Annotated in this window: 25 protein-coding genes; 19 read left to right on the top strand and 6 right to left on the bottom strand. The window is 67.5% G+C overall.

What is annotated here, in order from left to right; translation table 11 throughout:
* The first annotated feature begins 26 nt into the window (after positions 1-26).
* On the top strand, positions 27-533 hold the full coding sequence (locus tag MF610_RS09965; RefSeq protein ID WP_242195728.1) for a hypothetical protein: 507 nt from the start codon (positions 27-29) through the stop codon (positions 531-533).
* A gap of 550 nt (positions 534-1,083) precedes the next feature.
* Here the strand turns inward: MF610_RS09965 and MF610_RS09960 are convergent.
* The 3 genes from MF610_RS09960 to sucC form a co-directional block, all read right to left on the bottom strand.
* Complete coding sequence (locus MF610_RS09960) at positions 1,084-2,013, bottom strand: electron transfer flavoprotein subunit alpha/FixB family protein (RefSeq protein ID WP_242195723.1); 930 nt, start codon at positions 2,011-2,013, stop codon at positions 1,084-1,086.
* Positions 2,010-2,759: an electron transfer flavoprotein subunit beta/FixA family protein gene (locus tag MF610_RS09955; RefSeq protein WP_242195721.1), complete on the bottom strand. Its 750-nt coding sequence runs from the start codon at positions 2,757-2,759 to the stop codon at positions 2,010-2,012. Before MF610_RS09955 ends, MF610_RS09960 begins: the two co-directional genes overlap by 4 nt.
* 204 nt (positions 2,760-2,963) lie before the next feature.
* Positions 2,964-4,163 carry an ADP-forming succinate--CoA ligase subunit beta gene (sucC, locus tag MF610_RS09950; protein WP_242195718.1) on the bottom strand — a complete coding sequence of 400 codons (1,200 nt, stop codon included), beginning with the start codon at positions 4,161-4,163 and terminating at the stop codon, positions 2,964-2,966.
* Positions 4,164-4,335: 172 nt separating this feature from the next.
* Between sucC and MF610_RS09945 the strand changes: the two genes are divergently transcribed.
* From MF610_RS09945 to MF610_RS09920, 6 genes are all read left to right on the top strand, one after another.
* Positions 4,336-4,860 (top strand): sterol desaturase family protein, encoded by a 525-nt coding sequence (locus MF610_RS09945; RefSeq protein ID WP_242195714.1) that lies wholly within the window; start codon positions 4,336-4,338, stop codon positions 4,858-4,860.
* Positions 4,857-5,237, top strand: a complete 381-nt coding sequence (locus MF610_RS09940; protein ID WP_242195711.1) for a hypothetical protein — start codon at positions 4,857-4,859, stop codon at positions 5,235-5,237. The genes MF610_RS09945 and MF610_RS09940 overlap by 4 nt, the downstream gene beginning before the upstream one ends.
* 52 nt (positions 5,238-5,289) lie before the next feature.
* Complete coding sequence (locus tag MF610_RS09935) at positions 5,290-5,988, top strand: sulfite exporter TauE/SafE family protein (protein WP_277924049.1); 699 nt, start codon at positions 5,290-5,292, stop codon at positions 5,986-5,988.
* A 136-nt stretch (positions 5,989-6,124) separates the two neighbouring features.
* Positions 6,125-7,237: a hypothetical protein gene (locus tag MF610_RS09930; protein ID WP_242195705.1), complete on the top strand. Its 1,113-nt coding sequence runs from the start codon at positions 6,125-6,127 to the stop codon at positions 7,235-7,237.
* 376 nt (positions 7,238-7,613) lie between these two features.
* On the top strand, positions 7,614-7,763 hold the full coding sequence (locus tag MF610_RS09925; protein WP_242195702.1) for a hypothetical protein: 150 nt from the start codon (positions 7,614-7,616) through the stop codon (positions 7,761-7,763).
* Between the two features lie 129 nt (positions 7,764-7,892).
* Positions 7,893-8,396, top strand: a complete 504-nt coding sequence (locus MF610_RS09920; protein ID WP_242195695.1) for an Mpo1 family 2-hydroxy fatty acid dioxygenase — start codon at positions 7,893-7,895, stop codon at positions 8,394-8,396.
* A gap of 223 nt (positions 8,397-8,619) precedes the next feature.
* Here MF610_RS09920 and MF610_RS09915 read toward each other — a convergent pair whose 3' ends face one another.
* Positions 8,620-9,555, bottom strand: coding sequence for a ribose-phosphate pyrophosphokinase (locus MF610_RS09915; protein WP_242195692.1), 936 nt, complete (start codon positions 9,553-9,555; stop codon positions 8,620-8,622).
* A gap of 117 nt (positions 9,556-9,672) precedes the next feature.
* On the opposite strand from MF610_RS09915, the gene gltX reads away from it, so the two are divergent.
* From gltX to ribH, 7 genes are all read left to right on the top strand, one after another.
* A complete protein-coding gene (gltX, locus tag MF610_RS09910) occupies positions 9,673-10,992 on the top strand; it encodes a glutamate--tRNA ligase (RefSeq protein ID WP_242195689.1) in 1,320 nt (439 codons plus the stop codon).
* 91 nt (positions 10,993-11,083) lie between these two features.
* Entirely contained in the window at positions 11,084-11,758 is a 675-nt protein-coding gene (locus MF610_RS09905) for an energy transducer TonB (protein WP_242195686.1), read from the top strand.
* A gap of 235 nt (positions 11,759-11,993) precedes the next feature.
* Positions 11,994-12,341 carry a hypothetical protein gene (locus MF610_RS09900; RefSeq protein ID WP_242195684.1) on the top strand — a complete coding sequence of 116 codons (348 nt, stop codon included), beginning with the start codon at positions 11,994-11,996 and terminating at the stop codon, positions 12,339-12,341.
* Positions 12,342-12,382: 41 nt separating this feature from the next.
* The gene (gene ribD, locus MF610_RS09895; protein ID WP_242196532.1) at positions 12,383-13,336 is read left to right on the top strand and encodes a bifunctional diaminohydroxyphosphoribosylaminopyrimidine deaminase/5-amino-6-(5-phosphoribosylamino)uracil reductase RibD; all 954 of its coding nucleotides are present in this window, start codon (positions 12,383-12,385) and stop codon (positions 13,334-13,336) included.
* A gap of 147 nt (positions 13,337-13,483) precedes the next feature.
* Positions 13,484-14,101 (top strand): riboflavin synthase, encoded by a 618-nt coding sequence (locus MF610_RS09890; RefSeq protein ID WP_242195681.1) that lies wholly within the window; start codon positions 13,484-13,486, stop codon positions 14,099-14,101.
* Complete coding sequence (gene ribB, locus MF610_RS09885; RefSeq protein WP_242195677.1) at positions 14,088-15,218, top strand: 3,4-dihydroxy-2-butanone-4-phosphate synthase; 1,131 nt, start codon at positions 14,088-14,090, stop codon at positions 15,216-15,218. Before MF610_RS09890 ends, ribB begins: the two co-directional genes overlap by 14 nt.
* Positions 15,219-15,220: 2 nt before the next feature.
* Positions 15,221-15,643, top strand: coding sequence for a 6,7-dimethyl-8-ribityllumazine synthase (gene ribH / locus MF610_RS09880; protein WP_242195672.1), 423 nt, complete (start codon positions 15,221-15,223; stop codon positions 15,641-15,643).
* Between the two features lie 34 nt (positions 15,644-15,677).
* Here the strand turns inward: ribH and MF610_RS09875 are convergent, their stop codons facing one another.
* Positions 15,678-16,295, bottom strand: a complete 618-nt coding sequence (locus MF610_RS09875) for a YbhB/YbcL family Raf kinase inhibitor-like protein (protein WP_242195669.1) — start codon at positions 16,293-16,295, stop codon at positions 15,678-15,680.
* Between the two features lie 151 nt (positions 16,296-16,446).
* Here MF610_RS09875 and MF610_RS09870 point away from each other — a divergent pair, with 151 nt between their 5' ends.
* On the top strand, positions 16,447-17,166 hold the full coding sequence (locus tag MF610_RS09870; protein WP_242195667.1) for a cytochrome c oxidase assembly protein: 720 nt from the start codon (positions 16,447-16,449) through the stop codon (positions 17,164-17,166).
* Positions 17,163-17,654, top strand: a complete 492-nt coding sequence (locus MF610_RS09865; RefSeq protein WP_242195664.1) for a CopD family protein — start codon at positions 17,163-17,165, stop codon at positions 17,652-17,654. The genes MF610_RS09870 and MF610_RS09865 overlap by 4 nt, the downstream gene beginning before the upstream one ends.
* Here the strand turns inward: MF610_RS09865 and MF610_RS09860 are convergent.
* A complete protein-coding gene (locus tag MF610_RS09860) occupies positions 17,624-18,145 on the bottom strand; it encodes a DUF2231 domain-containing protein (protein WP_242195662.1) in 522 nt (173 codons plus the stop codon). The genes MF610_RS09865 and MF610_RS09860 overlap by 31 nt on opposite strands.
* 42 nt (positions 18,146-18,187) lie before the next feature.
* Here MF610_RS09860 and MF610_RS09855 point away from each other — a divergent pair, with 42 nt between their 5' ends.
* From MF610_RS09855 to MF610_RS09845, 3 genes are read left to right on the top strand one after another with little or no spacing between them, the layout of a single operon-like run.
* On the top strand, positions 18,188-18,820 hold the full coding sequence (locus MF610_RS09855; RefSeq protein ID WP_242195660.1) for a cytochrome c oxidase subunit II: 633 nt from the start codon (positions 18,188-18,190) through the stop codon (positions 18,818-18,820).
* Positions 18,817-21,270 (top strand): cytochrome c oxidase subunit I, encoded by a 2,454-nt coding sequence (ctaD, locus tag MF610_RS09850; RefSeq protein WP_242195658.1) that lies wholly within the window; start codon positions 18,817-18,819, stop codon positions 21,268-21,270. The genes MF610_RS09855 and ctaD overlap by 4 nt, the downstream gene beginning before the upstream one ends.
* Positions 21,267-21,581 (top strand): hypothetical protein, encoded by a 315-nt coding sequence (locus MF610_RS09845; protein ID WP_242195656.1) that lies wholly within the window; start codon positions 21,267-21,269, stop codon positions 21,579-21,581. The genes ctaD and MF610_RS09845 overlap by 4 nt, the downstream gene beginning before the upstream one ends.
* Positions 21,582-21,625: the final 44 nt, after the last annotated feature.

Genomic DNA, 21,625 nt, shown 5'->3' with positions numbered 1-21,625 from the left:
GCGCGAAGGATATGGGAGACGTGCCGATGTACGCCATGTTGCTGTTGCTTGCCGGACAGGCCACCCCGGCGGCGGCGACCCCGCCCGAGCGCATCTCGATCCTGGTCGACCCGTGCGCCTCGCGACGGCGCAATTCGCAGGACGACGACATCCTCGTCTGCGGCACCGGCACACGCGACCCGCGCATTCCCCTGCCAGCGGAGCGGACCCCGCCCGACCGGCCGCTCGCGTCGAACCCTTATGCCGATGGCAGTGGGGCAGCGGCAGCGGCGGTCAGCCCGTGTGCGACCTTGTCGCAAGGGTGTACGACCGGCGTCGACATCTTCGGTGGTGGTACCTTCCTCGTCCGTGCGGTCGGCAAGCTGATCGATCCGGGCAGCTGCTGCGAAGAGCCGGGGGAATATAAGGATGTCGGCAAGCTGGTCGGTGACATTTTCCGCGGGGTGAAAGGCGGTCCGTCGAAACGGGAGCGCGCAAAGCGGGTGGCGATCCCGCTCGATCCGGCGGTGCCGTTGCCGGTGGCGGGGAAGTAGGCGGGCTTCCGAACCTTTCCGTTACCGTATCCGGCGAAGGTCGGGGTCCAGTTGGGAGCGGTTTCGAAGGTTTATGCGAACCTATCCAGCTACAATCTGGAGGTTGTCCCGGTGAAGGCTGGAGCCTCAAGAGGCTCTAGTTCCGTGCCACCACCGAGAGATACTTCGCTGGGATGACGCTGGGGCCGATCGGCACTAACGCGCACCCTTCGCAGGCAGAGGCCTCGGTAACGACAGAACGACCTATGCGGCTACGGACCGCGCTTGCGTGACGACTGGCAACAAAGGCATCTCGTTCCGCCGAAATGCATTGGACCGCTCCCGTTGATCACCGCAGGTCAGACCGATGTGGTTGCGGCTGTTCCGACAGTCGGAAAGAAGCGGGACCCTGGGTCAAGCCGGGAGCGGCGATCGCATAGGTTTCGCCGGGGAGCCGACGCGGGAGTAAATCCCGCGTCGTCGGTCGTCGCTATGGCGACGCTGGCCGGCCGTCGCCTTGTGCGCTGGGGCTTTGCCCCTTGCGCACCGGCTCGCAGCTACGCTGCGCGCCTCAAAGCTTGGCGGTCAAGTCCGGCACCACTGTGAACAGGTCACCGACCAGCCCGACATCGGCGACCTGGAAGATCGGCGCATCCTCGTCCTTGTTGATCGCGACGATGACCTTGCTGTCCTTCATCCCCGCCAGATGCTGGATCGCGCCGGAAATGCCGACCGCGATATAGACTTCCGGGGCGACGATCTTGCCGGTCTGCCCGACTTGGTAATCGTTGGGCGCATAGCCGGCATCGACCGCCGCGCGCGATGCGCCGACCGCGGCGTTCAGCTTGTCGGCCAGCGGGTCGATCAGCGCGTGGAACTGCTCTTCCGATCCCAGCGCGCGACCACCCGACACGATGATCTTCGCACTGGTCAGCTCGGGGCGTTCCGATGCCGCGATCTCGGCGCCGACGAAGCTCGACACGCCCTTGTCGCCGGTCGACGTCACCGCCTCGACCGCTGCCGATCCACCGGTCGCTTCCGCCTTGTCGAACGCGGTGCCGCGCACCGTCAGCACCAGCTTGGGATCGCTGGTCTTGACCGTGGCGATCGCGTTGCCGGCATAGATCGGCCGCGTGAAGCTGTCCGGCCCCTCGACCGACAGGATCTCGCTGATCTGCATGACATCGAGTAGCGCGGCTACGCGCGGCGCGATGTTTTTGGCCGTCGTGGTCGCGGCGGCGAGGAACGCGTCGTGGCTGCCCATCAGTTCGACGACCAGCGGCGCGACATTTTCGGCCAGATTATGTGCGAACGCCGCATCGTCGGCGACCAGCACCTTGGCCACGCCGGCGATCTGCGCAGCGGCCTGCGCTACGCCATCGACGCCCTGGCCCGCGACCAGCAGTTCGACCTCGCCCAGCTTGGCGGCGGCGGTGACGGCGGCAAAGGTCGCGTCCTTGACCGACTGCCCGTCATGTTCGACCCAAACCAGCGTCTTCATGCGACCACTCCCAGCGTCTTGAGCTTGCCGACCAGTTCGTCGACATCGGCGACCTTCACGCCCGCCTGCCGCTTGGCCGGTTCCTCGACCTTGACCGTCGTCAGGCGCGGGGAGACATCCACCCCAAAATCGGCCGTGGTCTTGGCGGTGAGCGGCTTCGACTTCGCCTTCATGATGTTGGGCAGCGACGCATAGCGCGGCTCGTTGAGACGGAGATCGGTGGTGACGATCGCCGGCAAAGTGAGCGCAACCGTCTCCAGCCCGCCATCGACTTCGCGGGTCACGTTGACCTTGTCGCCAGCGACCTCGACCTTGCTGGCGAACGTGCCCTGTGCATAGCCGGTCAGCGCGGCCAGCATCTGGCCGGTCTGGTTGTTGTCGTCGTCGATCGCCTGCTTGCCAAGGATCACCAGCTGCGGCTGTTCCTCGTCAACTACCGCCTTCAGCAGCTTGGCAACGCCCAGTGGCTCGACCTTTGTCTCGCTGGTGATCAGGATCGCGCGGTCGGCACCCATCGCCAGCGCAGTGCGCAGCGTGTCCTGAGCCTTCTGTTCGCCGATCGAAACGACGACGATTTCGGTTGCTACGCCCTTTTCCTTCAGGCGGATCGCTTCCTCGACCGCGATCTCGTCGAACGGATTCATGCTCATCTTGACGTTGGCCAGGTCGACACCCGACCCGTCCGCCTTCACGCGGGGCTTCACATTGTAATCAAGCACACGCTTGACCGGCACCAGCACCTTCATGGGCACTCCCTCTCAAAACGTCTTACGCGGTAGCATCGCGGGTTTCTGTGGCGGTTCTGCGTGGTTTTCGCAAGTCCGGTATGGAAACGCCGGGAGGCCGTAGCGGCAGGCGGCGACCCTAGCGCGAATCGCCTTGCGACCCCAACGAAAAAGGGCCCGGACGTTTCCGTCCGGACCCTCGTCTTCGTCGCAGGCAAAGGGCGATCAGGCCGCCTTCTGCACTTCCGCGACGATCTTCTTGGCGGCATCGCCCAGGTCGTTGGCCGGAACGATCGCCAGACCCGAATTGGCGAGGATGTCCTTGCCGGCCTGCACGTTGGTCCCTTCCAGTCGGACGACCAGCGGCACCGACAGGTTCACTTCCTTCGCGGCGGCGACGATGCCCTCCGCGATGATGTCGCACTTCATGATGCCGCCGAAAATGTTTACGAGGATGCCCTTCACCGCCGGATCGGCGAGGATGATCTTGAACGCCGCGGTGACCTTTTCCTTGTTCGCGCCGCCGCCGACGTCGAGGAAGTTGGCCGGGAACATGCCGTTCAGCTTGATGATGTCCATCGTCGCCATGGCAAGGCCAGCACCGTTGACCATGCAGCCGATATCGCCGTCGAGCTTGATATAGGCGAGGTCGTACTTCGACGCCTCCAGCTCCATCGCATCTTCTTCGGTGGTGTCGCGCAGTTCCATCAGGTCCTTGTGACGGAACATCGCGTTGCCGTCGAAGCCCACCTTGGCGTCGAGCACGACCAGCTTGCCATCGTCGGTGACGGCGAGCGGATTGATCTCGATCTGCTCGGCATCGGTGCCGAGGAACGCGTCGTACAGCTTCGACGCGACGCTGGCGGCCTGCTTGGCGAGGTCGCCGCTCAGTTCGAGCGCGGCGGCGACGGCGCGGCCGTGATGGCCCTGGAAGCCGGTGGCCGGATCGATGTCGATCGAATGGATCTTCTCGGGCGTATCGTGCGCCACGGTTTCGATATCCATGCCGCCTTCGGTCGAGGCGACCATCGAAACGCGGCCGGTCGCGCGGTTGACGAGCAGCGCGAGGTAGAATTCCTTCGCGATGTCGACGCCGTCGGTCACGTACAGGCGGTTGACCTGCTTGCCCGCGTCACCGGTCTGGATGGTGACCAGCGTGTTGCCGAGCATGTCGGTCGCCGCCGCGCGGACTTCGTCGGCGGTCTTGGCAAGGCGGACGCCGCCCTTGGCATCGGGGCCGAGTTCCTTGAACTTGCCCTTGCCGCGGCCGCCGGCGTGGATCTGCGCCTTCACGACGTAGAGCGGTCCGGGCAGCTTCGACGAGGCTTCGACCGCTTCGTCGACGGTCATCGCCGAGAAGCCGGCCGGAACGGGCACGCCGAACTTCGCGAGCAGTTCCTTGGCCTGATATTCGTGAATGTTCATGGGATTCGCTTTCCGCCTCTCGGGTGGTTGTACGCAAGTTTGCGAAGTTGCCGCGCGTAAAGCACATGCGCGCCGGCGAATCCAGCCCGAAAGCGCGTTAATGCGATTGCGTCGCAAATGCTTTACTATCGAAGTCGTCGCAATCGCTGGACCGCTTCGCTATATCGCCGCGATGCACTGGGCCATCGGACTCCTGATCTTCGTCGCGACCGTGATCTTCATGGAAGGGTTCGCCTATGTCGCGCATCGCTGGCTGATGCACGGGCCGGGCTGGTTCCTGCATGCCAGCCACCATCGCCCTCGCCACGGCAACTGGGAATGGAACGACCTGTACGCCGCGATCTTTGCCGTGCCGTCGATCGTGCTGCTGCTGGGCGGGGTGCAATGGGGCTGGTGGCCGGGCACGATCTGGATCGGTGCGGGCATCGCCGCCTATGGCGCAATCTATTTCGGGTTCCACGACGTCATCGTCCACCGCCGGCTCAACCACCGTTATCTGCCCAAGTCGCCCTATATGAAGCGGATCATTTCCGCCCATCGGCTGCACCATGCGGTGGAGAGCAAGCATGGGACGGTCAGCTTCGGCTTCCTGTGGGCGCCTAGACCAGAGGATTTGAAGGCCGAGCTCAAGCGCCGCGGCAATGCCGGCGTTCGCGGGCCGACCGCCCGGACCCACGATCCGGTCGAGCATCCATGACGCCCGAGGGGTGGCAGGCACGGCTGTTGTCATGGGCGCTGGCGATCTTCGCCACGCTGGCGATGGTCGGCGCGGTGGCGACGATGTCGACCGACGGCGGATCGCCACGTTCGGGATCGGAAGTTGGCACGGGCGCAGACCGACGCGCCGATCCGCGGAACCCCGAGGCGCCGCCGCCCGCCCCCTTCACGACCGGCGCACCGCGCGTCGAGACGCCGGACAGCGTCGCGATGACCCGGCAGGTCGAGGCGACGCGCACGGTATCGCGCTGGCTGGAGGTGCTGACCTATGCCGTGCTGGCGCTGGTCGCGGTGCTGGCGGTTGGCGTGCTGGCGCTGTTCCGCATCGCGCAGGCGCTGAACGACCGGAACGGCTGACCGGGTGATCGAAAACCCTTTCTTCTACGCGCTGGCGGTGCCGGCGGTGGTGATGCTCGGGCTGGCGAAGGGCGGCTTTTCTGGCATGGGCGCGCTGTCGCTGCCGATGTTGGCGATGGCGATCGATCCGGTGCGCGCCGCCGCGATCCTGTTGCCAATCCTGATCGTGCAGGACGTCGTCGGCATCTGGGCGTTCCGGCGGACGATCGACTGGCGGGTGATCGGGTGGATGCTGCCGGGCGCCGGGGGCGGCATCCTGCTCGGCTATGGTTTTGCGAGCGCGGTGCAACCTTCGGCCGTCCTGGCGGCGGTCGGGGCGATCTCGATCGGGTTCGGGGCGTGGCGGTTGTGGACCGAGCGCCACGGCATGCCCGCTGCGCGCCGGTCGCCGGGCTGGGTGGGGACGATGTTCGGCGTGGCATCGGGCTTTACCAGCCAGATCGCGCATGCGGGACAGCCGCCGTTCCAGCTGTGGGTGCTGCCGCGCCAACTTCCGCGCGACGTGCTGGTGGGGACGACCGCGCTGTTCTTCGGGGCGGTCAACTGGCTGAAGGTGCCGGCCTATCTCGCGCTCGGCCAGTTCACCCCCGCGAACCTGACGACGTCGGCGACGCTGCTGCCGGTGGCGATCGCGTCGACCATGGCCGGGGTATGGCTGGTGCGCCGGGTCGCGGCGAAGCGGTTCTACACGCTGATCTATGTGCTGATGATCGCGGTGGGGGCGAAGCTGGTGTGGGACGGGGTGGCTTGATCCGACTCGATCTGCATCGCTGCGAGACAGCTATGGTACGCGACAGTAGGGCAATCTAGGCTGCGGCATGCGCACTGCTCGACATGCTTCGCTTGCCCTGATGCTTTGGCTGTCGGCAGCCGGATGTGCCGAGCGGGTGACCCTAATCGCGCCGGCGACGGTGGCCGCAGCGCCGATACCGAAAGACGATTACAAGCTGCGATCGCTGGCCGAAATCGATCCGGCGCGCCCCTTGGCCGACGAGATGGTCGGACAGACGCTGAGCATGTTCGGTCGCGAGGACCTGATCGCCGCCACCAGCAGCGATTACAAGCCGATCGCTTGTCCGCCCATCGCAGGCGGAGGTGATGTGATCGAAACGATCGTGCAGCGCGCCCGCCAGACGTCGGTCGTCATCGTCAACGAGAGCCATGAGCGATCCGAACATCGCGGATTTGCGGCACGGGTTGCCCGCGCGCTGCGTCCGCTGGGGTATGACACGCTGGCGATGGAAACGCTCAACAACCCCGACCCGACGGTGCCCAACCAGTTCCTGCCACCCTATCGGAAGCGTCCAGATCAACCGTTTTTCGAGGACGAAGACGGGTATTACCTGTCCGAAGCCGGGTTCGGACGGCTGGGACGTGAGGCGAAGACGCTCGGATATCGGCTGATACCGTACGAAGAACGGCACCAGCCCGGGGACGACAAGGCGTCGTGGGACGTGCGTATCGCACGGCGGGAAACTGCGCAGGCACGCCAGCTGGCGGACTATATCGCAGGGCATCCGGGAGCGAAGCTGTTGGTCCATGTCGGCTATTCGCACGCGAGCGAAGTGCCGCTGGCAAACGGCCAGAAATGGATGGCGACCCGGTTGAAGGCGCTTACCGGAATCGATCCCCTGACGGTATCGCAGACGACGTGCCAAGGCGGTGGTACGAAGGATCGACTGGCCCAGTTGCCGGCGGACGAACCCGCGGGTTTGTTTGATCTGGTCGTCGATCATCCAACGGCGCGGTTCATGCGCGGGAGGCCGGTGTGGCGGGTCGCAGCGGGAGACCGTGTGGTGTCGATCCCGAAGGCGTTGCGTCCCATCAAGGGCTGGCGGGTGATCGAGGCACGGCCGGCCGGTGAAACCGAAGCGTCGGTGCCGATGGATCGGGTGGCGATACGGCCGGGCGAGGATATCGCGCTGCTACTGCCGCCCGGACGCTATCAGTTGAAGGTCGTGGACGTGCCGGCGGCGACACCATTAGAGCAGGCGAAGTAATCCGCCGGGCGACGGTCGCGATTGGGTCGCTGTTGGCGAGCATCGTTGCCGTCCCGGCCTGTTCGCAGGCAAGCCGGGGGAGGCTGTCGCCCGTAGCCGAACCGGGCGTTACGCTGACAGCTACCCAAGGCCTGCCGGATGACACGGCACGCCTGTCGGGCGGCGGTGTCACGGCCGACCTTACCGGGCGCTGGTCGGATCAGAACGAAACGGTCGAGATACGGTATCGCGCCGGGCCGACGCCGGGCCGACGCCGGTACGCATCGCGATACGCAGCGGCGCTGCGGGCGCTGGCCGTGCTGCGACATCGGCGTGGGACCGGACCAGGCCGTTTCCGGGCAACGCGATCGGGCGCCCGCTGCTGGACGAAGCACCCGTGACGATCGCGGCGGGTGGCGAGGCGCTGGTGCAGATCGAGTTTGTGCGGGGCGACGACGCGCCATTGTCGATCGGCGACGTGGTGACGCTGGCCGTGCCGATGCCCGACGGCATGCGCGGGGTGACGTTTCGCGCCGGCGGCGGATAGGCGGCCTGCTGCTCCGCCACGCCGCAGCGCCCAGGTGACGGAAGCGATCGGACGTGACAGGATCGGTCGCAACCTGCCCACACGGACGGACGACTCGCCCGGCGGCAGCGGATGTTTTGGAGAGGATCGATGTCGCGACTGGTCAGGCAGCTGTCGGCCTATGCCGAATATCATCGCAACGGGCATAATGTCGCGACGCACATGGTCGGCATCCCGCTGATCCTGTTCGGCATCGGCGTGCTGCTGTCGCGACCGGCGATCCCGCTGGGCGACGGGCTGGCGGTCACGCCGATGATGATCATCGCGGCGATCGCGGCGGTCGGGTATCTGCGGATCGATGGGAGGTTCGGTGCGGTGCTGGCGGTGTTTCTGGCATTCGTCAGCTGGGCGGGAAGCGTCGTGGCAAGTTGGTCGACCGGGGCGTGGCTGGCGGTCGGGCTGGGGAGCTTCGTGGTCGGCTGGACGCTGCAGTTCGTCGGCCATTATTTCGAAGGGCGCAAACCGGCGTTCGTCGACGATCTGTCCAGTCTGTTCGTCGGGCCGTTGTTCGTGGTCGCCGAACTGGCGTTCCTGCTCGGGCTGCGTCAGCCGGTGCGGCGGGCGATCGAGGGGGCGCAGGCTGGCGGGCGGTGAGTGGCGGTGCCGAGCCCTATCGAACCGGACGTCATCCCAGCGAAGGCTGGGATCTCCCGGTTGTAGCGCGGGGCAGGCGCCGCCTGCGGCCCCAGCCTTCGCTGGGGCGACGGTTTTAGTCGGATGGATCAGGCGCCAGGCAACGGCGCTTCCGCTTCCTGTCGGCCGTCGAAGCGGGACCTTGGGTCAAGCCCGGGGTGACGAAAGGATGGGTCCGTCCGACTCAGTCGAACAGGCTCGACACCGACGCTTCCTCGGCGATGCGGCGGATCGCTTCGGCGAGCAGCGGGGCGATGGTCAGGTGGCGGATCTTGGTGCCGCCGGCGATCACGTCGTGGTTGCCGATCGAATCGGTGATGACCAGTTCTTCGAGCGCCGATGCCTCGACCCGCGCGACCGCGCCGCCCGACAGGACGCCGTGGGTGCAATAGGCGACGACGCCGACCGCGCCGGCCTGCTTGAGGGCGGCGGCGGCGTTGCACAGCGTGCCCGCCGAATCGACGATATCGTCGATCAGGACGCAGAAGCGGCCCTCGACATCGCCGATGATGTTCATCACCTCCGATTCGCCGGCGCGCTCGCGGCGCTTGTCGACGATGGCGAGGGGGGCGTTGTGGAGCCGCTTGGCGAGGCTGCGCGCGCGGACCACGCCGCCGACGTCGGGCGACACGACCATCAGGTTATGCTCGCCGAAGCGGGTCTTGATATCCTCCGACATCACCGGCGCACCGTAGAGATTGTCGGTCGGGATATCGAAGAAGCCCTGAATCTGCCCGGCGTGGAGATCGACGCACAGCACGCGGTCGGCGCCGGCTTCGGTGATGATGTTGGCGACCAGCTTGGCCGAGATCGGGGTGCGGGGGCCGGGCTTCCGGTCCTGCCGCGCATAGCCGAAATAGGGGATGACGGCGGTGATGCGCCGCGCCGATGCGCGTTTCAGCGCATCGATCATGATCAGCATTTCCATCAGATTGTCGTTGACCGGATAGCTGGTCGACTGGACGACGAACACGTCCTCGCCGCGGACGTTTTCCAGCACCTCGACGAAGATTTCCTCGTCGGCGAAGCGGCGCACGCTGGCCTTGGTCAGCGGAATCTCCAGATAGTCCGCGATCGCGGTCGACAAGGGGAGGTTGGAATTGCCCGCCAGCAGCTTCATGGGTGCGCCCGTATCCATGGATAGATGGGGTGCGCCATAGAGCGCGCGGACGAATTGTGAAACCCATGTGACGCCCGCGTTTGCGCCGATGCGACAAATGGGCGATTGGGCTGCCCCATGATCGTCACCCGTTTCGCGCCGAGCCCGACCGGCTTTCTCCATATCGGCAATTTGCGCACCGCGCTCCACAACTGGATGTTTGCGCGCAAGCACGGTGGACGGTTCCTGCTGCGGATCGACGATACCGATGCCGCCCGCAGCGAGGAGCGGTTCGTCGAGGCGATCCGGGGCGATCTGGCGTGGCTGGGGCTGGTGCCCGATGGCGAGGAGCGGCAGTCGGCGCGGTTCGATCGGTATGAGGCGGTGTTTGCCGACATGGTGGCGAACGGGCGGATTTATCCGGCCTATGAGACGCCCGAGGAACTCGATCTGCGGCGCAAGATTCTGGCCGGGCGGGGGCTGCCGCCGGTCTATGATCGGGCGGCGCTGAAGCTGACCGACGAGGATCGCGCGGGGCTGGAGGGTGAGGGGCGGCGGCCGCACTGGCGCTTTCACTTGGATCACATCCCGATCGTCTGGGACGATATGGTCCGCGGGCCGCAGAAGTTCGACGGGGCGCTGCTGTCCGATCCGGTGGTGCGGCGTGCCGACGGGTCGTGGCTGTACCTGCTGCCCTCGGTCATCGATGATGCCGATATGGGCGTGACCCATGTCGTGCGCGGTGAGGATCACGTCTCGAACACCGCGACGCAGATGCAGATGTTTCAGGCGATGGGCGCGGCGCCGCCGGCCTTTGCGCATGAGGCGCTGCTGGTCGGGAACGAGGGCAAGCTGTCCAAGCGGCTGGGGTCGCTGGGCGTCGCGCATTTCCGGGAACAGGGGATCGAGCCGGAGGCGGTCGTCGCGCTGTTGGCACGGCTGGGGACGAGCGATCCAGTCGAGGCGATGGTCGATCCCGCGCCGCTGATCGCGGCGTTCGACTTCGGCCGGTTCGGGCGGGCGCCGGCGCGGTTCGACGAGGCCGAGCTGGCGCAGGTCAATGCGCGGATCGTGCACCAGTTGCCATTCGAGCGGGTCGCAGACGTTCTGCCTGCGGGGATGGATGCGGCGGCGTGGGACGCGGTACGCGGCAATCTGGAGCGGGTCAGCGATGCTGGCGACTGGTGGCGGGTCGTGACCGGGCTGGTCGAGACGCTGCCGGTGGCGGAGGAAGACCGCGCGTTCCTGGCTCGCGCGGCAGAGGTCGCAGGTGACCTGCCATGGGCCGATCCGTGGGCCGAGCTGACCGGGGCGCTGAAGGCGGAGACGGGGCGCAAGGGCAAGGCACTTTTCCTGCCGCTGCGCCGCGCGCTGACGGGGATGGACCATGGCCCGGACATGGCCGCGCTGCTGCCGCTGATCGGGCGGACGCGGGCGATCGAGCGGCTGACCGCCTGACGCGCACGTCAGCTTTACACGTCCCACGATAGGGTATCTCATCGCGTCGGCCGACTGGACGGCAGGAGATACGAATCGAGAGGACGGTGGCATGGCATATCAGGGACAGCGTGGCCTGAACCCGGTTGGGCTCGGCATTGCGATTGCGATCAACGGCGGCCTGCTGGCGCTGGCGATCGTGACGGCGACGACAGTGGTGACGCGCATCGATCCGTCCGGGCCGATGGAAGCGATCAACATCCCGATCGACCCACCGCCACCGCCGATCGACGAACCGAAGCCGGTCGAGCGCGCGATGCCCGATCCCGCGCCGGTGCCGCTGCCCTACACCCCGCCTGCGCCGATCCCGGTGCCGGGGCCGGTCATCACCAGCACCGACACGATGCCCCCCGTCGCCCCGCCGCTGATGCCGCTGCCGCCTGCGCCGAGCGCGACCGGCACGGGCAGCCCGGTAACCGTCGCGACGCCGCTGCCGGTGCTGGTCAATGCCAGCATCGACCCGCGCTATCGTGCCGATTTCCAGCCCGACTATCCGGCGTTCGAGCGTAATCAGGCGCGCGACGGCATCGTCGTGGTCCGCGTGCTGGTTGGCGCCAACGGCCGCGTCGCCGCGGTCGAGCAGGTCAGCGCGACCAGCGACGCCTTCTTCGACGCGACCAAGCGCCGGGCGCTATCCAAATGGCGCTTCCGTCCGGCGACCCGCGACGGAGTGGCGGTGGAAAGCTGGCGCGAAATGACCGTGCGGTTCAACATGGAGGATAGCTGACGGGTCGGCCGTATCCCGGTGACGGTTGGGATGCGGCCTGCGTGGATTTGTTCACGCGGAGGCGCGGAGACGCGGAGGGGGCGTTCGCCGTCTCCTCACCTTCGCCAACGGACTTGGGCGTTTGGGGCTCGTCTCCGCGCCCCCGCGTGAACCCATTCTTCTTCCGGAACGGACGCAACGCCCGCCACCGCGCAAGGGCTGGCGGTTGCCGCCACCTGCGCCTATCTTGGGCGGCGTGAAGCTCCGCCATCTGTTCTCGCCGGTCCATGCCATTCGCGACTTCGTGGCGTTCGCCCGTGCGCGCCAGAAGCATGAATGGTGGTTCCTGCTGGCGTCGATCTGCGTCGTGCTGGTGATCGGCTGGGCGTTCGTCCACGATTCGTACTTCGAACGCGCGTACAAGCCGAACATCATCTATTTCGAAAGCTGGCCGGCGAACCGCAGCGACGAAGAGATCATCGCGCAGCAGCAGATCGATCTGGCCAAGGAACGCGCCGAGGCGGCCGAGTTCGAGCGCGAACGGGCCAAGCGGCAGGCGGAATGGAAGAAGATCGACGACAAGCTGAATAGCTGGGGCATCTGACCCGCTTGTCCGCCGTGGATGCCGCCGGCGATGCGCGCTGGATGGGCGCGGCGCTGACGCTGGCCGAGCGCATGCGGGGGGCGACGGCGCCCAATCCCAATGTCGGGTGCGTAATTGTGCGCGAGGGCCGGGTCGTCGGGCGGGGCTGGACCCAGTCGGGCGGGCGTCCGCATGCCGAGGCGCTGGCGCTGGCGCAGGCGGGGGAGCGGGCGAAGGGCGCGACGGTCTATGTCACGCTGGAACCGTGCGCGCATGTGTCGCCGCGCGGGCCGGCATGCGCCGACCTGCTGGCCGACAGCGGCGTGGCGCGGGTGGTCGTCGGCCTGACCGATCCCGATCCGCGCACCAACGGACAGGGCACCGCGCGGATCGAGGCGGCGGGGATCGCGGTCGTCGTCGGGGTTCGGGCGCAGGATGCGGCGCGCAGCATGGCCGGGTTCCTGACGCGGCGGGCGCTGGGGCGTCCGTTCGTCACGCTGAAACTGGCGCTGTCGCTCGACGGCGCGGTGTCGCGGGCCGATGGGCAGAGCCAGTGGATCACCGGACCACAGGCACGCGCGCACGGCCATCTGGAACGCAGCCGCCACGAAGCGATCCTCGTCGGCCGCGGAACCGCCGAGATCGACCGCCCGACGCTCAACGTCCGCCTGCCCGGCCTCGGCGATCGCAGTCCGCAGCGGGTGGTGCTGTCGGCCGATTGCGAAGCGCTCAGCGGTTTCACGATGGTGCCGGGTGTCGAGGCGCTGGCCGATCTTCCGGGCGATCATGTGCTGGTCGAGGGCGGCGCGGCGACGGCGGCGGCGTTCCTGCGCGCCGATGCGGTCGACCGGCTGCTGCTGTACCGCGCGCCGATCCTGATCGGGCATGGCCGGACGCTGCCCGATATCGGGCTGACCGACCTGGCGGCGGCGCATGGCCGCTGGCGGCTGCACGATGCCCGGATGCTTGGCAGCGACCGGCTGGAGGTCTACGAGCGCGCGAGGATCGGAGAGTAGGCTGACCGATCGTCATTCCCGCGCAGGCGGGAATCCATAGGCGCTGACGTTTCGGCACTTTCTTCGTCGACAGCGTATATGGATCCCCGCCTGCGCGGGGATGACGAAAGGTCGAAGTATCGATCGGTCCGCGAGAAGGAGCGAAGCGTGTTTACGGGTATTGTCAGCGACGTCGGGCGCATCGAATCGATCGGGGGAGCAGGCGACCTGCGCGTCCGCATCGGTTGTGCCTATGACACGACGACTATCGACATGGGCGCGTCGATCGCCTGTTCGGGCGTGTGCCTGACCGTGGTCGACAAATCTGCTCCCGGGGGACCGGGCTGGTTCGCGGTCGACGTGTCGGGCGAGACGGTGTCGCGCACCGCCGACCAGTGGCGCGAGGGGCAAAGGCTGAACCTCGAACGCGCGTTGAAGCTGGGCGACGAGCTGGGCGGGCATATCGTCACCGGTCATGTCGACGGCGTGGGACGGGTGGTCGCGACCGAGGCCGACAAGGATTCGACCCGCGTCACCTTCGCGGTCGATCGTGCGCTCAGCCCGTTCGTCGCGACCAAGGGGTCGGTGACGATCGACGGCGTGTCGCTGACCGTCAACGACGTCGCCGACGACGCGAATGGTACCCGCTTCACCGTGAACCTGATCCCCCATACCCAGTCGGTCACGACGCTGGGGGCCTTGGCCGTTGGGCAGTCGGTCAATATCGAGATCGACGTGCTCGCCCGTTATCTGATGCGAATGGAACAAGTCCGTGGCCAACGCTGAACTGGCGGGTCTCCGCCACGCCTTCCTCTCGTCCCCCGAAGAAATCATCGACGAAGCCCGCAACGGGCGGATGTTCATCCTGGTCGACGACGAGGACCGGGAAAACGAGGGCGATCTGGTCATCCCGGCGCAGATGGCGACGCCCGATGCGGTCAACTTCATGGCGCGGCACGGGCGCGGCCTGATCTGTCTCGCGATGACCAAGGCGCGGGTCGAACAACTGGGTCTCGACCTGATGGCGCGCAACAACGGCACGCGGCATGAAACCGCCTTCACCGTCTCGATCGAGGCGCGCGAGGGGGTGACGACCGGCATCTCCGCCGCCGATCGCGCGCGGACGATCGCCGTCGCGATCGATGCGTCGAAGGAAGCGTCGGAGATCGTGACGCCGGGCCATGTCTTCCCGCTGGTGGCGCGCGAGGGCGGGGTGCTGGTGCGCGCCGGCCATACCGAGGCGGCGGTCGATGTGTCGCGCTTGGCCGGACTCAATCCTTCGGGCGTGATCTGCGAGATCATGAACGAGGACGGGACCATGGCGCGGATGGACGACCTGGTCGGCTTTTCGCAGCTGCATGGCCTGAAGATCGGGACGATCCGCGACCTGATCGCCTATCGCCGTCGCCACGACCATCTGGTCGAAAAGCGCGCGGAGACGGTGTTCGAGAGCGAATGGGGCGGCGAGTGGCGCGCCATGTCGTTCTGGAACAAGGCGACGGGCAGCGAACAGGTCGCGCTGGTCAAGGGGCTGATCGATCCGCGCAAGCCGACGCTGGTGCGGATGCACGCGCTGTCGCCGTTCGCCGACCTGTTCGGCGAGGGGGGCGAGCGCGGCGGCCTGCTGCGCCAGTCGATGCGGATCATCGCCGAGGAAGGGGCGGGCGTCGTGGTGGTCATCAGCAAGCCGCGCCCCGACGCGCTGGCGCTGGCGATCCGCGCGCGCACCGGCGATGCGATCCCGGACATGGAGGAATTGCGCGACTATGGCGTCGGCGCGATGATCCTGAACGAACTGGGCGTCGAGGACATGGTGCTGCTGACCAACACCCACCACACGCTGGTCGGGCTGGATGGATATGGGCTGAAGATCGTCGGCGAACGGCCGATCGTGGAGAATTGAACATGGCGAAGGTGCTGATCGTCGAGGCGCGGTTCTACGACCATCTGAACGACCTGCTGCTCGACGGCGCGCGGGCGGCGATCGAGGCGGCGGGGCATGAACACGAGACGGTGACCGTGCCCGGCGCGCTGGAAGTGCCCGGCGCGATCGCGATCGCCGATGCCGCCGAGACGTATGACGCGTTCGTCGCGCTGGGCGTCATCATCCGTGGCGAGACCTATCATTTCGAGGTCGTCTCGAACGAGAGCGCGCGCGGGATCATGAACCTGTCGCTGGAGGGCGTGCCGGTCGGCAACGGCATCCTGACCGTCGAGAACGAGGCGCAGGCGCTGACCCGCGCCAAACGCGACGAGAAGGACAAGGGCGGCGAGGCGGCGAAGGCCGCGCTGGCGATGCTGGAATTACGCGAGCGGTTTTCGGTGTGAGCACCTAAATCCTCCCCGCGGAGCGGGGAGGATTTTAGATTGGCGCGGTTTCGCCCACCGGCCCTACCTCCGCCGGCTCTCCGCGCGAATAGACGCCGGTGAGCAGCCCGGCGGCCAGCACGCGGCCGGCCATCGCCTCGACCACCGCGCTGCGGCCCGGATTGGGATCGAGATGCGGCGCGTCTTTCAGCGCGAACAGCTGAAAGGCGTAGCGATGCTCGCCATGCCCGGTCGGCGGATCGGGCGGGAGCCAGCCTTCGCGCAGATAGCTGTTGCGGCCGACATCGCCGTGCGTCGCGTCGCCGTCGCCATCGGGGCGGATCGCGCCTTCGGCCAACTGTCCGTCGGCCGGGGCGATATCCCACAGGATCGCGTGGACGAGCGGCTGGGTCGACGGTGCGTCGGGGTCCTCGACGATCAGCGCCAGCGCCGTCGCGTCCGACGGCACGCCGCGCCAGTGGAGCGGCGGAGATACGCCCTCGCCATCGGCGGTGAAGCGGTCGGGCAGGCGCTGCCCGTCGGCAAAGGCGAGGCTGGCGAGGTCGAGGCTGTCGAAACTGCCGAGCGCCGGATCTACGATCGTCAGCTTGGAGGCACCGGCGCGGACGTTCCGCAACAGCGCACCGAGCCAGCCGGGGACATGTTCGAGCATGAGGGTCCTTTCCTTGGCCGTTGCCATCGATAACCGGCGAGCGGCGGGTCGGGGTCCGTGCGCCGTCCAATAATTCGAAAGATCGATGCAGCGAACGGGCGGGTCCGGGCGTTAACCGGTCGGGGAAAAGCAACCAATCGACAGGGTGGCGATGATCGACTGGCGGCGAAGCTATTGCGGGGAAGCCCCCGGCGCAGGCGACTGGCTGTCGCGGTGGAACGGTGATCCGGTGCTGATCGCGCTGCTGGTGGCGGCACTGGTCGCGGCGGTGCGGTTGCCCGCTGGACGGCGCGCGTTCGGGATTGCGGGCGTCGCGACGCTGGCAGTGGCGTTCGTGTCGCCGCTGTGTGCGCTCAGCGTCGCACTATTCGGTGCGCGGGCGGTGCATCATCTGTTGCTGATCGGCATCGCCGCACCGCTGCTGGCGATCGCGTGGCCGCCGAAGCTGCGGATCGGCGTCGCGTTCGCGCTGCCGCTGTCGACCGCGATCCTGTGGGCGTGGCATGTGCCGGCGCTCTACGATGCGGCACTCGGCCATGTCGGGCTGTACTGGCTGATGCAGGCCAGCCTGCTCGTCAGCGGCTGGCTCTTCTGGGCGGCGGTCCGGCGGGCGGCGCCGATGGAGGCGGTGGCGGGAATCGCCGGCGGGGCGGTGCAGATGGGGTTCCTCGGCGCGCTGCTGACCTTTGCCCCTCGGCCGCTCTATGCCACCCACCTGTCGAGTACGTTGGCGTTCGGCATCGGGCCGCTGGGCGACCAGCAACTGGCCGGATTGATCATGTGGGTGCCGGGCATGGCGCCCTATGCGATCGCCGCGGCATGGGTCGCGGCGCGGCGCTGGCGGGCGATGGATGCGCAGGTGGCGGCATGATCCTGGCGTGGGTGAAGGGGCTGCACATCGCCGCGCTGATCCTGTGGTGCGCCGGGCTGGTCGCGCTGCCGCTGGTGCTGTCGAAGCACGACGTGGCGGAAGAGCAGGCGGACTATGCCCGGCTGCGGCGGATCACCCATTATGGCTATACCCGCATCGTCACCCCGGCGGCGGTGCTGGCGATCGCCGCCGGGACCGCGCTGATCTTCCTGCGGCAGGTATTCGAACCGTGGATGTTCGCCAAGCTGGTCGCTGTCGGGCTGCTGGTCGCGCTGCATGCACTGGTCGGCCATGTCGTGGTGCTAATGAGCGAACGGCGCGGCGAATATGCCCCGCCGTCGTCCAAACCGCTGCTGGCGGTGGTGCTGGCGACGATGACCGTCGTGCTGACGCTGGTGCTGGCCAAGCCGGTGATCCCCGACCTGACCCCCGCCTGGCTCGACGGCCCGCAGAACCGTCAGCTCCCGCTGGAGGCGACCCCGACTTGATATTCGAACACCAACTTGCCGCCATGCCAGCCGGTAAAGCCCGTGAAGCCGACCGCGAACAGCGAAAGCAGGATGCCGTAGGGCAGGATCGCCTGTTCGTATCCCGCGCTCAGCCGGTAGCCCCAGTTCGCGCCGAGGATCGACAGCAGCATCACCGCGATGATGAAATGCGTCCAGCTGGATGCGCGGGCGCGGATGCCGGGCACCCACAGCAATTCGACCGTGCCGGCGATGCCCGCCAGCACGCCCAGCAGGAACCCCGCGCCCGAGGCCCACAGCGCGGCGCGGGCCCAGAAATTGTCGCCGGTCCACCAGAACAGCGCATCGGCGCCGAACGTGCAGGTGGTCAGCGCCACCGGAAAGGCGACCAGCATCGCATGGATCGGATGCCCCGCGACCGCGACCTTCGATTCGGTGCGGTGAAACGCCGGATTGGCCTCGATCGGGTCCACCAGCCGTTCGTCGACCACATTTCCACCCGGTTCGCCCATGTCGTATTCCCCCTTCGCCGCCCAGTCGGTGCAGGGATAACGGTGCTGGCGCTCGGCGGTTGCGCGGGACCGTTGTCGGTACTCGACCCCGCCGGGCCGCATGCCGCGTCGGTCGCGACCTTGTGGTGGGTGATGCTGGGCGGCGCGGTGCTGCTGGCCGGGCTGGTCTTCGCGCTGCTGGCGGTCGCGATGGTACGGCGGCACCGCGACGACCGGGTGGCCGACCGGACGTGGATCGTCGGGCTGGGCCTGGCCATGCCGAGCGTGGTGCTGCTGGCGCTGCTCGGCTATGCGCTGTTCGTCGGCGGGCGTATCCTGCCGACCCCCGCGCCCGATACGGTGACGATCGGGGTCGAGGCGCGGCGCTATGCCTGGGCATTTCGCGATCCGGCCGGGCGGGTGAGCGAGAACGTGCTGCACATCCCCGCCGGGCGCCCGGTCGACCTGGTCATCACCGCGACCGACGTGATCCACAGCTTCTGGGTACCGCGCCTCGCGGGCAAGATGGACGCGATCCCCGGCCATCCCAACCGGTTGCGCATCGTCGCCGCCCGGCCGGGACTCTATCGCGGCGAATGTGCCGAATATTGCGGGACGGGACACCGCGACCATGGGTTCACGGTGATCGCGCACGACGCTGCCGGATGGACCGCACGCGAACGGGGGGCACGATGAAGGCGCTGAGGCTCCACCGCGAACTGACCGCGATCTGGCGGACCGAGCCGGGCCTGCGCGGACAGCTGCGGTCGGTCAACCATTCGGACATGGGCCGGCGTTTCATCCTCGGCGCGTTCTTCTTCTTCGCGGTCGGCGGCGTGCTCGCCATGTTGATCCGCGCGCAGCTGGCGACGCCGCACAGCGCGTTCGTGGGACCGGCGGTCTATAACCAGCTGTTCACGATGCATGGCAGCATCATGATGTTCCTGTTCGCCATCCCGATGTTCGAAGGGCTGGCGATGTACCTGCTGCCCAAGATGCTGGGCGCGCGCGACCTTGCCTATCCGCGCCTGTCGGCGCTGGGATGGTGGTGTTACGTGTTCGGCGGCAGCATCCTGATCGCGGCGATGCTGGCCGGGGTCGCGCCCGATGCCGGCTGGTTCCTCTACCCGCCGCTGTCGGGCAAGACCTATACGCCGGGGATCAATTCCGACGTCTGGCTGCTGGGCGTCACCTTCGTCGAGATTTCGGCGATGTGCGCCGCGATCGAGATCGCGGTGTCGATCCTGAAGCTGCGTGCGCCCGGCATGCGGCTCGACCGGATGCCGCTGTTCGCATGGTATATGCTGGCGACGGCGGGAATGATGATCTTTGGCTTTCCGCCGCTGATCCTCGGATCGATCCTGCTGGAAGTCGAGCGTGCGTTCGGCTGGCCGTTCTATGCCCCCGAACTGGGCGGGTCGCCGCTGTTGTGGCAGCATCTGTTCTGGCTGTTTGGCCACCCGGAAGTCTATATCATCTTTCTGCCCGCCGCTGGCGCAGTATCGACCATCCTCCCCGTCATGGCGCGGACGAAGATCCTCGGCTACGGCGCGCTGGTCGCGGCGGTCATGGCGCTGGCGTTCCTCAGCTTCGGGCTGTGGGTCCACCACATGTTCACCACCGGCATCCCGCACATGGCACTGGGGTTCTTTTCCGCCGCATCGACGCTGGTCGCGATCCCGACCGCGGTGCAGGTGTTCGCATGGCTCGGCACGCTGTGGGCCGGGCGGCCGCAGTTGAAGCTGCCGATGCTGTACCTGATCGGCTTCTTCATCGTCTTCGTGCTGGGTGGCCTCACCGGCGTCATGCTGGCGGTGGTGCCGTTCGACGCGCAGGCGCACGATACCGCGTTCGTCACCGCGCATCTCCATTACGTGCTGGTCGGCGGGTTCGTGTTCCCGATGCTGGCCGCCGCCTATTACTGGCTGCCGCATTTCACCGGGCGGGGCCGGGTGATGCGGCTGGGCGAGGCGGCGTTCTGGCTGATCCTGATCGGGTTCAACCTCACCTTCTTCCTGATGCACCTGACCGGGTTGCTGGGCATGCCGCGGCGGATCGACACCTATCCGGAAGGGATGGGGTGGACGTGGCTGAACCTGCTGTCGTCGGTGGGCAGCTTCCTGATGGCGTTCGGCTTCGCGCTGTTCGCGATCGACGTGGCGCTGCAAATCTGGCTGGGGCGGCTGCACAAGCGCAACCCATGGGGTGCCGGTACCCTCGAATGGGCGATGGCGACGCCGGCGCCGGCCTATAATTTCGCAAGTCTTGCGGTGGTCGAGGGGCGTGATCCGCTGGAGGACCGGCCCGACCTGCCCGCGGTACTGGCGCGGGGAGACGGGTGGCTGGGCCATGCACGCCATGGCTGGCGCGAGACGATGGCGGTCGACATGGTCAGCGGCGCGCCCGATCATATCGCGATCCTGCCGACCAATAGCTGGCTGCCGATCACCACCGCCGCGACGCTGGGCGGTTTCTTCCTGTCGATGCTCGCCGGGCTGTATCCGCTGGCGCCGCTGTTCCTCGTACTGGTGGCGATGCTCGGCTGGCGCTGGGCATGGAGCAACGGCCAGCGTCGCGATTTCGGACCGCTGCCTGCCGGGCCGGGCGGGGCGATGTTGCCGATCGCTGCCGAAACGCGCGGGACGACCGGATGGTGGGGCAGCGTCTTCGCACTGACCGCCAGCGGGACGCTCTTTGCCTCGCTGCTGTTCGGCTATGCGTTTCTGTGGACGGTGGCACCGGATTGGCCGCCGCCGCAATTGATCGCGCGGGCACCGTTCGAGCTGGTGCTGGCGATCGCCGGCGCGGTCGTGGCGGCAGTGGCGGTGCGGCGGGGTCAATGGCCGGCGGCGTTGGCCGGGCAGGGGGCGATCGTAGTGGCAATGGTGCTACTGATCGCGCTGCGGCTCCCCGCACCGACCTCGCACGCCTATGCCGCGACAGGGGCGACGGTGGCGGCCTATGTCATCTTCCATGCCGCGCTGGCGGTGGTGATGCTGGCGTTCCTGCGCGCGCGGATCAGCGCCGGGTTCGTCGGCGGCCAGCGGCAGGGCGAGCCGCGCATCGTCCGGCTGTGGAGCGATCATGCCGCCGGGGCCGGGATCGTCGCCGCGCTGGTCATCGCGCTGCCGGGGTGGTTCGCATGATACAGCTGCTGCGGATGACCGCCGGGCTGTTCCATTGGGCGGTGGCGTTCGGCGTGCTGTACGGCCTGCACGGGATCGGGTGCAGTGCCGGGTGGGAACGGAGCATGGTTGCGGGGACCAGCCTGCACCGCTTGTTGTTGGTCCTCGCATGGGCAGGCGGGATCGCGGCCGGCGTGGCGCTGACGCGATGGTTGCGGCGGACCGCCGGCGCCGGCCTGCTGGACCGGATCGCCGTCCTCCTCGGCTGGGTCGGCGTCGCGGCGGTCGTCGTCGGCGGGTTGCCGATCGTGACGATCCCGGCCTGCCTGTAAGGATACGATCCCGCATTGTTGCGTTGCAACATGCGTATCCGATT

Origin of the sequence: Sphingomonas hankookensis, from assembly GCF_022664465.1 — a bacterium.
Classification (GTDB): Bacteria; Pseudomonadota; Alphaproteobacteria; order Sphingomonadales; family Sphingomonadaceae; genus Sphingomonas; species Sphingomonas hankookensis.
This window is presented reverse-complemented; position numbering and strand designations above follow the sequence as displayed.